The organism is Raskinella chloraquaticus (SeqCode), assembly GCF_021731865.1.
Lineage (GTDB): Bacteria > Pseudomonadota > Alphaproteobacteria > Rhizobiales > UBA4765 > Raskinella > Raskinella chloraquaticus.
Window position 1 is genome coordinate 276,582 of the sequence record NZ_JAKFWN010000001.1, and the last position, 9,692, is coordinate 286,273.

Below are 9,692 nucleotides of genomic sequence, written 5' to 3' on the forward strand. Positions count from 1 at the left end.
CTGCGGACATAGAGCCGATGGTGCAGCGCGAAAGAAGGCGGGCACGGCTTAACCACATCACAGGTCGCAAGCCGCCTGCCTATTGAAGCCCTGTCATGTTTTCGTTACAGAGCCGTCCAGCGCGGGCGGTGATCACATTCATCCACCCGCCGACTGAAGGGTGATGGACGTCAGCACTGCCGCTAGAGCAGGGCGCATGGGAGGGTTTCAGTGAAACAGACAGGCATCTTCAACAGCGCTGCGGGCGCCGCGGAATTCGGGCTTGGCAAGGCGTCATCCATTCAGTGGAACCTCACCGAAGCACCGCTTTACGAAGCAGCGATTGCGCGCGGCGAAGCGCAGGTGGTTGCCGGCGGTCCGCTGGTTGCCGAAACCGGACAGCACACCGGCCGCTCACCCAAAGATAAATTCATCGTCCGCGATGACACCACCGATCAGTCGATCTGGTGGGATAACAATGCGGAGATGTCGCGGCAGCATTTTGATACACTGCACGCCGATATGCTGGCGTTCGCCGCCGACAAGGATCTGTTCGCCCAGGATCTCTATGGCGGGGCTGATCCCAAATACCGCATCAATGTGCGTGTCTATGTCGAAAAGGCGTGGCATGCGCTGTTCATCCGCCATCTGCTGCGCCGCCCTTCCCGCGAAGAGCTTGCAAGCTTCGTCCCGCAAATGACGATCCTCGATCTCCCCTCCTTCAAGGCTGATCCCAAGCGTCACGGCACGCGCAGCGAGACCGTCATTGCCTGCGATTTCACCCGCAAGATCGTGCTGATCGCCAATTCGGCCTATGCAGGCGAAATGAAGAAATCCGTGTTCAGCCTGCTGAACTTCCTGCTGCCGCCGCAAGGGGTGATGCCGATGCATTGCTCGGCCAATACCTCAACGGAGGGTTCGGCGGCGGTCTTCTTCGGCCTTTCGGGCACCGGCAAGACGACGCTGTCGTCGGATGCCTCGCGCATTCTCATCGGCGATGACGAACATGGCTGGGGACAGGACGGTATCTTCAATTTTGAAGGCGGCTGCTACGCCAAGATGATCCGTCTGTCGAAGGAGGCGGAGCCGGAAATCTATGAGGCGGTGAGCCATTTCCCGGCGGTACTGGAAAATGTCGTCATTGATCCTGATACCCGCCGCCCGCTTTTTGATGATGGCTCAAAGACGGAAAACACGCGTGGCGCCTATCCCATGCACGTCATCCCCAATGCGTCCGAAACCGGGCTTGCCGGCCATCCGCGCAATATCATCATGCTGACGGCGGATGCTTTCGGTGTCATGCCGCCGATTGCCAAACTCAATCCGGCGCAGGCGATGTATCATTTCCTGTCAGGTTATACGGCGAAGGTTGCTGGCACCGAGCGTGGCGTGAGCGATCCGACCGCCACGTTCTCCACCTGTTTTGGCGCTCCCTTCATGCCGCGCCACCCGTCTGTCTATGGGGCGTTGCTGAAAGAGCTGATCGCCAAGCATCAGGTCGATTGCTGGATCGTCAACACCGGCTGGACCGGTGGCAGCTTCGGGGTAGGCCGGCGCATGCCGATCCAGGTGACGCGCGCGCTTCTCAATGCAGCGCTCAACGGGACGCTGAAGAGCGCCAGTTTCCGTACCGACCCTTATTTCGGTTTCCAGGTGCCAACCGATGTGCCGGGCGTTCCCGTGCACATTCTCAACCCGTTCAAGACATGGGCGGATAAAGCGGCCTTTGATGCGACCGCCCGCAAGCTGGTTGCCATGTTCCAGGAAAATTTCACCAAGTTTGAAGCCCATGTCGACCGCGAGGTGGCGTTAGCCGCGCCGTCGATCCGGCTGGCTGCCGAATAACGCTCGCGGTATTCCAGAAAAGAAAGGCCGGGTCCAAAGCCCGGCCTTTTTTGATTTATATAGCGCGGCGCTAAACGCCGACGGCCTGCACTTCACGGACTTCCGGCACGAAATGCTTCAGCAGGTTCTGGATGCCGTGCTTGAGCGTCGCGGTCGATGAGGGGCAGCCGGAGCAGGCGCCGCGCATATTGAGATAAACCACGCCATCGGCATAGCGGCGGAAGGTGATGTCGCCTCCATCCTGGGCGACTGCCGGGCGGACCCGCGTTTCGAGAAGATCCTTGATGGCTTCGACGATCTCGGCATCTTCCGGCGCGAACTCCTCCTGCGTGGCTTCGCTTAAGGACGCCTCCGCCATGACCGGGGCGCCGGACAGGTAATGCTCCATGACAGCGCCGAGAATCGCTGGCTTGATATGCGCCCACTCCTCGTCCGCGGTCTTGGTTACGGCAACAAAATCCTCGCCAAAGAAAACCGTCGCCACACCTTTGAGCGCAAACAGCCGCTCGGCCAGAGGTGATGCAATCGCATCCTCCGCCTGGCGAAACTCGCGGGTGCCGCTGCCCAGGACCGGCTTTCCCGGCAGGAATTTCAAGGTGGCGGGATTGGGCGTTGCTTCGGTCTGGATAAACATCGGGGCCTCGCTGGCAGGTTACCGCCTGAGATTGTGATGACGACAGGCTGCTTCAAGCCGTCTTATGGCATAAATCGCTCAGGATAGCGCATCAATTTCCGCATCGCTGAGATGTCCAGGAACGATGGTGATGGGAACAGAAAAGGAGGAAATCGCCCCGCCCGCCAATGCAGCGATCAACGGGCCCGGTCCCTCACGCCCGGTGCCCGCCGCCAGAATCAGGATGGCGATATCCTCATCCTCGCTGATGAGGCGCAATATTTCGGCAGCCTTGTCGCCCTCGCCCACATGGCGTTCAGGCTCAAGGCCGGAGACGGCGCGTACGCGGATGGCTGCTTGTTGCAGCGCTTCTTCAGCCGCGTCCAGCGCTTCCTGGCGCATCAGCGCTTCGACACCTGCCCAGGACTGGCGGTCCGGCGGCGCGCTGATTGCCAGCATCACCACCTGGCCGCCGGTCGATTGCGCGCGTCTGGCGGCGTAATAAATGGCGCGGTCGCTCTCCGCCGTACCATCAACGATGATGAGGAATTTGCGCTGATGTCCCGGTTCACTCGACCGACGTGGCGATTGCGGCATGGCACGGCCTCATGAAGGATCAGGATTGGGGTCCAGACCTATTAATTTCAGCGCAAAGGTCGCTGGCGGGAAGCGCGAGATCGCGAAGCAAGCCTGCGGGAAGTCTAAAGACTTTCAAAGGCTTGCGACCAAAACACTGGTGAGCTGGATATCGCGTTTCCAGCCGCGATCCGCAGGACATGAAAGGGGTGGCGAACTGGTTCGTCGAAAGGCTCAACCATACGCAAGGGTATGCTTTTCGCCTTTCTCCTACCATTTCATCCACCCTTTTCATGCCGTTGCGTTGAAATTAATAGGTCTGGACCCTAGGCGATCAGTGACAAGCCTAGCCGTTTCAGCGGCTGCGCAACAGGCCGACGATATCGCGAACCTCGCGCATGACCGGGGCCGCAATCGCGCGCGCGCGCGCTGATCCCTCGGCAAGAACAGCCTCGACAGCACCTTCATCATCAAGCCAGCGGCGCATGTCAGCCGAAATCGGCGACAAGCGGGCGACCGCGGCATCAGCCAATGCCGTCTTGAAGCGCGAAAACTGCCCGCCGCCGAATTCACCGAGAACAGACGACACATCCGCGCCCGTTAGTGCGGCATAGATGCCAACGAGATTTTCAGCTTCCGCCCGCCCCGCGAGCCCTTTTTCTTCCGATGGCAGAGGCTCGGGATCGGTCTTGGCCTTGCGGATCTTCTGGGCAATCGCCTCAGGGCTGTCGGTCAGATTGATACGCGAATAATCGGAGACATCCGACTTCGACATTTTCTTCGTGCCATCGCGCAAGCTCATTACGCGGGTCGCCGGCCCGGTGATCATCGGCTCGGGGAGCGGGAAGAAGACCTCGCCAAACCCATGGCTGGCGATCGAGCCGGCGAAATCCATATTGAATTTCTGGGCGATGTCACGCGACAGTTCGAGATGCTGCTTCTGATCATCGCCGACCGGCACGTGGGTTGCCTTGTAGACCAGAATGTCGGCTGCCATCAGCACCGGATAGGCATAAAGCCCGACCGCCACGTTTTCGCGATCCTTGCCGGCTTTTTCCTTGAACTGCGTCATGCGATTGAGCCAGCCGAGACGGGCGACGCAATTGAATATCCAGGCGAGTTCCGCGTGCTCCGCAACCTGGCTCTGGTTGAAGATGATCGACTGTTTGGGATCAAGGCCACAGGCGAGATAGGCTGCTGTCACTTCAATAATGGCGCGGCGCAATGCGACCGGGTCCTGCGCAACGGTGATGGCGTGCAGATCAACCACGCAATAGATGCATTGATGGGTCGACTGCATCGCGATCCAGTTGACCATGGCGCCAAGATAATTGCCAAGATGAAGATTGCCGGTTGGCTGCATGCCCGAGAATACCCGCGGCGCAAAAGGCGTGGTCATTATTCGCTTCCCTGTTTCCGGCGCTGCTTATCGCCGCAAGCACGCAGGCTGGCAAGGGGCGATGTCACCTCAACGAGCGGGCGGCGGGCTGTCGCTGAAGACGGCCAGAAGTGCGGTGCGGATGTTCAGCTGAACCTGCTTTTCCTGAATTTTACCACCCAGAAGGTTCGTGACATAAAATACGTCAACCGCGCGCTCGCCAAAGGTGGAGATATGCGCCGAGCCGATATTGAGATCAAGATTGGAGAGCGCGGTCGTCAGATCGTAAAGCAAGCCCGGCCGATCAAGGCCGGAGACTTCGACGACGGTAAACGCATCCGACCAGGAATTATTGACAAGGACGTCGGGCTCGATCTCAAAATGCCGGTAGCGAGGTCGTTTGGCCAGACGCTCGGCTACAAGCTGGGCCAGGCGCAGCTTGCCGGACAAGACATCGCGTATCGATTTGGCGACACGCTCGGTGCGCGCCAGTTCCTCGTCCTCACGCTCGAAAGCGCGCGTGAGGAAGATTGTGTCGAGCGCCTCGCCCCTGGTCGTTGTGAAGATCTGGGCATCAACGATATTGGCGCCGGCGGCAGCACAGGCCCCGGCGATCGTTGCCAGCAGGCGCGGGTGATCGGGGGCAAGTACCGTCAGCTCGGTGATGGCGCGGAAGGCGTCGGTCTCAACCGAAGTCGCCAGTCGCAGGCCGGAGCGGCGGGAGTCTCGCAGCAGGCCCGCATGCGCCACTTTGCGGCTTGTTTCAACCTTGAGCCAATAGGGAGGATAGTGACGGGCAAGCAATTCGGCGCGATCCTCGTCGCTCCATGTCGACAATGCCGCCGCCAGATCGGTCTTTGCTGCTTCGACGCGATGGCTGCGATCAATCTGGCTGTGCCCGCCGGCAAGCACAGGCTCCGTCTCGTAGTAAAGGGTGCGCAGCAACTGCCCCTTCCAGCCATTGAAGACGCCAGGGCCGACGGCGCGAATATCGGCAACCGTCAGGATCAACAGCAGCTTCAGACGCTCAAGGCTCTGCACGGTCGTGGCGAAGGCGGAGATGGTCAGCGGATCAGACAGATCGCGCGACTGGGCAATCGTCGACATGGTGAGATGTTCGCGCACGAGCCAGGCAACGGTATCGGTCTCAGCTGCCGTCAAGCCAAAGCGTGGCGCGAGGTGGCGGGCTACTTTCTCGCCCGCCAGTGAATGATCCTCAGCACGCCCCTTGGCGATATCGTGGAGAAACAGCGCCACATAAAGAACGCGCCGCGACTGGATGGTCGCAAAGACTTCCGTTGCCAGCGGATGCTCTTCTTTAAGGCGCCCGTTCTCGATATCGGAAAGGATGCCAATGCTGCGTAGGAGATGCTCATCAACCGTGTAGTGATGGTACATGTTGAACTGCATCATGGCGATGACGCGGCCGAACTCGGGAACGAACCGGCCGAGAACGCCCGCTTCATTCATGGCCCGCAGCCGCAATTCAGGCGCGTCATGCGAGGTCAGCAATTCGAGAAAGACGGCATTGGCCGCAGGATCATCCGCCAGCCTGCTGTCGAGGAGATGAAGCGAGCGGGTGACCGCCCGCAAGGCGTCGGGATGCAACGACACGTTCAGCGCCTCGGACGCCGCGAAAAGCTTGATGAGATTGATCGGCGCGCGCTCGAACACCTGGTCGTCGCGCAGCGTCAGACGATTATTGACGATCAGAAAATCGGGATAATCGGGTGCTGCCACAGGGCGCTGGCCACGGAAGCGGCGCACGAAGCGGTTGAGGAGCGGCGGCGGCTTGACATGGCGCGCTTCAAGCGCGGCAGAGAGGATGCGGGTGAGATCGCCCACGGTCTTCGCCACCATGAAATAATGCTTCATGAAGCGCTCGACGGCGCGCAGCGCCGAATTGTCGCGATATCCCATCCGCAGCGCCACCGCCGCCTGGACGTCGAAGGACAGGCGCTCTTCGGCACGGCCGGTCAGGAAATGGAGATGGCAGCGCACGCGCCACTGAAATTCTTCGCATTTTTCGAAACGGCGCAGCTCGTTGCGGTCGAAAACACCGGCACTGACCAAGTCACGCGGGCTGCGTACACGGTAGACGTATTTGCCGATCCAGTAGAGCGTGTGCAGGTCACGCTGGCCACCCTTGCTTTCCTTGATATTGGGCTCGACGAGGTAACGTGTATTGCCGGCACGGCGATGGCGCTGATCCCGTTCGTTGAGCTTGGCGGCAACGAATTCGACGGCGGTCCCCCGCGCCACCTCGCGGTCGAAGCGCTGCATCAACTCGTCATGGAGGGCCGGATCGCCCCACAGATGACGGGCTTCAAGGATCGAGGTGCAGATGGTGGTATCATCTTTCGCTGATCGGATGCATTCAGCGACCGAGCGGGTCGCGTGGCCGACTTTCTGGCCAAGATCCCACAGCATGTAGAGGATGTATTCGATAACGCTCTCGCCCCACGCCGTCCGTTTGTAGGGCAGAAGAAAGAGCAGATCGATGTCCGAACCGGGCGCCAGTGTCCCGCGCCCATAACCACCAACGGCGAGGATCGCCACGTGCTCGCTATCGGAAGGATTGTCCTGACGAAAGACGTGGGCGGCAACGAAATCAGCGAGCGCGCCGATCAACTCATCCTGGAGGCGCGACAGGCGCTCGGCACATCGCAGCCCGTCGCGATCGGCGAGGAGCGATTGTTCTGCTGCCTGCCGGCCGGAAGCCAGCGTGTCCTTCAGAAGAGCGCGCACACGGGCTGTCGTCTCGGTTGAGCGGATATCGACCGCCTCGCCGGCGATCTCGGCAAGCAAGCGACGCAATTTTTCCTGATCGCCCAGTCCCGCATCGTGACTGAGCGAACTGGCAGGCAGGCCCGAATCGGCAAGGCGCGGATCAGCTCTCATGCCGGCAGCAGATACCGGCTTCCCCGGCTGTCAGGCAAGAAGGGGAACCAGACGGTTCACCCGGTCCGCGCCAATCTGGCGACAGGTTTGGACGCAGCTGCGGCTTTGGCGCGGCGCTGGGCGTGGGTTGAAATAAAATCGGCAATGCGCGGCTGGATTTCGGAGCGGAAGCGCGAACCGTTGAACACGCCGTAATGGCCAACGCCGGGCTGCATGTAGTGCGCGCGCAGGTCCTTGCTCAGCCCTGTACACAGGCGGTGCGCGGCCTCGGTCTGTCCGCCGCCCGTGATGTCGTCATTCTCGCCCTCAACCGTCATCAGGGCGACACGGGTGATCTTGCCCGGATCAACCAGGGTGTTGCGATGCATCATCTCGCCTTTGGGCAGTGCGTGACGGATGAACACCGCATCCACCGTCTGCAGATAGAATTCCGACGTCAGGTCCATGACCGCCATGTACTCGTCGTAGAAATCCTTGTGCTTGGTTGCCGAATCGCCATCGCCCTTGACCATGTTCTCGAACATCTCACGATGGGCGTTCACATGGCGGTCGAGGTTCATCGACATGAAGCCGCCAAGCTGGAGGAAGCCCGGGTAGACGGTACGCATGAAGCCTGGATAGGGAAACGGCACCGTCATGATCACGTTGCTGCGGAACCAGTCGATGCCCTTGTCCTCGGCAAGCTTGTTGACATCGGTTGGCGCGATGCGAGTGTCAATCGGCCCGCCCATGAGCGTCATGGTGGTCGGCACCAGCGGATCCTTGCGCGCCTCCATCACCGAGATTGCCGTCATCACCGGAACAGAGGGCTGGCACACGGCGATGACATGCGTGCCTTCACCCAGGTGATGCAGCATGGAGATGACATAATCGACATAATCGTCGAGATCGAAGCGGCCCGCCGCCAATGGCACCATGCGCGCATCTTCCCAATCGGTGATGTAGACCTCGTGATTGGGCAGGAAAGCCTCTACGGTGCCGCGCAGCAGCGTCGCGTAATGGCCCGACATCGGTGCCACCAGCAGCACTTTCTGCTGGCTGTGGCGCGGCGCGAAGCCCATTTTTTCGAAATGGATGAGATTGCAGAACGGACGCTTCCAGACGATATGCTCGTGCACGTCGACGCGCTGGCCACCGGCAAAGACCGAGGCGATGCCGAATTCCGGCTTGAGGTAACGGCGCGTCGTGCGCTCGAACATCTCGGCCGAGGCCGCCATGGCGCGACCGACCCAGGTGTGGGCGAACGGATTGATCGGGTTCTTGAACATCAGCCGCGTTGCGTCCGCCACGGCTCGATAAGGCGACATGGCGGCATGGTTCCATTCATACATCTGGTAAAAGGCCATGGAATTCCCCTCTAACGCCGTTTGACACGACGCAATTCCTATCGGCCGCCCGATCGGTTCAATATAAGAGCGCTGCCCCATCAGCCCAATCGGCGGTCAGATATATCAGGCTATTGGCAGGGTAGGCACGACGCAACGTGACTAAGGTCGCAGAATTTATATTGCAGTGCAACATAAATCCGAAAAACCACCTGATCGCGCTGTGGGCGGTCTTGAAGGAGGGCCGCAGGCTGACGTGATCCGGCAATCGGACAAATGCCGCAAATAGCGCCGCATCCAGCACCAAAACGTGTTTTCGTACGGCGCTTTTGATGATTCTGTGCCTCAAAGATTGACGAAACCTTACGGAAGGTGGGCTTGCTGGCGGATTCAACTTAAGGAGGTAAATGGTTGATACCTGATTTTTTCTACGAAAAATCACGTACTTACTTTCGACCAAGCAAGCGAATTCTCTAGTTATTGCAAGAAGATGCGCAGTAACGCTGATGGGGCAAGGTGACGCGGCTTTCGGTGCATAAGTGAACACTCAGCCGGCAGAACTGCCTGAAATGACGGCAATGATCGGCACGTTCCCCGCCGGCGTTCTGGCTGACGCCTTGTGATCGATGACCCGGGCTGGCGGGGGCACGGGATGGCGCAAGGCATCCGACCGGACATGAAGCGCGCCCGCTCCGGGTGTGCGCTGACCTTGGCTCGCAGCGCGTCCGGCGCCGTTTGAGCCACGAGGCACCCGCAAGCACTTTGGCTATCAGGCGCGCGCGGGCCCGCTGTCAGGAGCCTCAGGCAAATACAGGGCTTGCCAAGGGCAGGCGCAGAGGGTAACCAAGCGCCTCTTTAGCTGCGGGAGACAGGCTCTCCGGCGGCAGGCGCCCGTAGCTCAGCTGGATAGAGCACTAGACTACGAATCTAGGGGTCAGAGGTTCGAATCCTTTCGGGCGCGCCATTCTCTTTTCTGTGTCAATAAAATTAATGGCTTACAGGTCGATTTTGTCGCACCTTCTCGAACCCCGTTTAAGGTGCGACAATTTTGGTCGCTTTGTGTTCTGATGGTGGA

6 protein-coding genes and 1 tRNA gene are annotated in these 9,692 nt (G+C 59.9%); 2 read left to right on the top strand and 5 right to left on the bottom strand.

All coding sequences use genetic code 11. The features are described 5' to 3' along the window. Positions 1–210 precede the first annotated feature (210 nt). Complete coding sequence (locus ACINK1_RS01315) at positions 211–1,824, top strand: phosphoenolpyruvate carboxykinase (protein ID WP_376799757.1); 1,614 nt, start codon at positions 211–213, stop codon at positions 1,822–1,824. Between the two features lie 70 nt (positions 1,825–1,894). Here the strand turns inward: ACINK1_RS01315 and ACINK1_RS01320 are convergent, their stop codons facing one another. The 5 genes from ACINK1_RS01320 to ACINK1_RS01340 all read right to left on the bottom strand — a co-directional run bounded on the left by ACINK1_RS01320 (position 1,895) and on the right by ACINK1_RS01340 (position 8,638). Continuing rightward, entirely contained in the window at positions 1,895–2,458 is a 564-nt protein-coding gene (locus tag ACINK1_RS01320) for a NifU family protein (protein WP_376799756.1), read from the bottom strand. A gap of 78 nt (positions 2,459–2,536) precedes the next feature. Continuing rightward, positions 2,537–3,034: a universal stress protein gene (locus ACINK1_RS01325; RefSeq protein ID WP_376799755.1), complete on the bottom strand. Its 498-nt coding sequence runs from the start codon at positions 3,032–3,034 to the stop codon at positions 2,537–2,539. Positions 3,035–3,368: 334 nt separating this feature from the next. Further along, positions 3,369–4,412, bottom strand: coding sequence for a tryptophan--tRNA ligase (gene trpS / locus ACINK1_RS01330; RefSeq protein ID WP_376799754.1), 1,044 nt, complete (start codon positions 4,410–4,412; stop codon positions 3,369–3,371). A gap of 69 nt (positions 4,413–4,481) precedes the next feature. Next, on the bottom strand, positions 4,482–7,292 hold the full coding sequence (locus tag ACINK1_RS01335; protein WP_376799753.1) for a [protein-PII] uridylyltransferase: 2,811 nt from the start codon (positions 7,290–7,292) through the stop codon (positions 4,482–4,484). A 56-nt stretch (positions 7,293–7,348) separates the two neighbouring features. Next, the gene (locus ACINK1_RS01340; RefSeq protein ID WP_376799752.1) at positions 7,349–8,638 is read right to left on the bottom strand and encodes a polyhydroxyalkanoate depolymerase; all 1,290 of its coding nucleotides are present in this window, start codon (positions 8,636–8,638) and stop codon (positions 7,349–7,351) included. Between the two features lie 866 nt (positions 8,639–9,504). Between ACINK1_RS01340 and ACINK1_RS01345 the strand changes: the two genes are divergently transcribed. After that, positions 9,505–9,581: transfer RNA gene (locus ACINK1_RS01345), tRNA-Arg, on the top strand. The last annotated feature ends 111 nt before the right edge of the window (positions 9,582–9,692 follow it).

What these genes read in the sequence shown, in the direction of transcription:
- ACINK1_RS01340 (WP_376799752.1), bottom strand. Translation starts at nt 8,638, where the DNA reads ATGGCCTTTTACCAGATGTATGAATGGAACCATGCCGCCATGTCGCCT.
- ACINK1_RS01320 (WP_376799756.1), bottom strand. Translation starts at nt 2,458, where the DNA reads ATGTTTATCCAGACCGAAGCAACGCCCAATCCCGCCACCTTGAAATTC.
- ACINK1_RS01335 (WP_376799753.1), bottom strand. Translation starts at nt 7,292, where the DNA reads ATGAGAGCTGATCCGCGCCTTGCCGATTCGGGCCTGCCTGCCAGTTCG.
- ACINK1_RS01325 (WP_376799755.1), bottom strand. Translation starts at nt 3,034, where the DNA reads ATGCCGCAATCGCCACGTCGGTCGAGTGAACCGGGACATCAGCGCAAA.
- trpS (WP_376799754.1), bottom strand. Translation starts at nt 4,412, where the DNA reads ATGACCACGCCTTTTGCGCCGCGGGTATTCTCGGGCATGCAGCCAACC.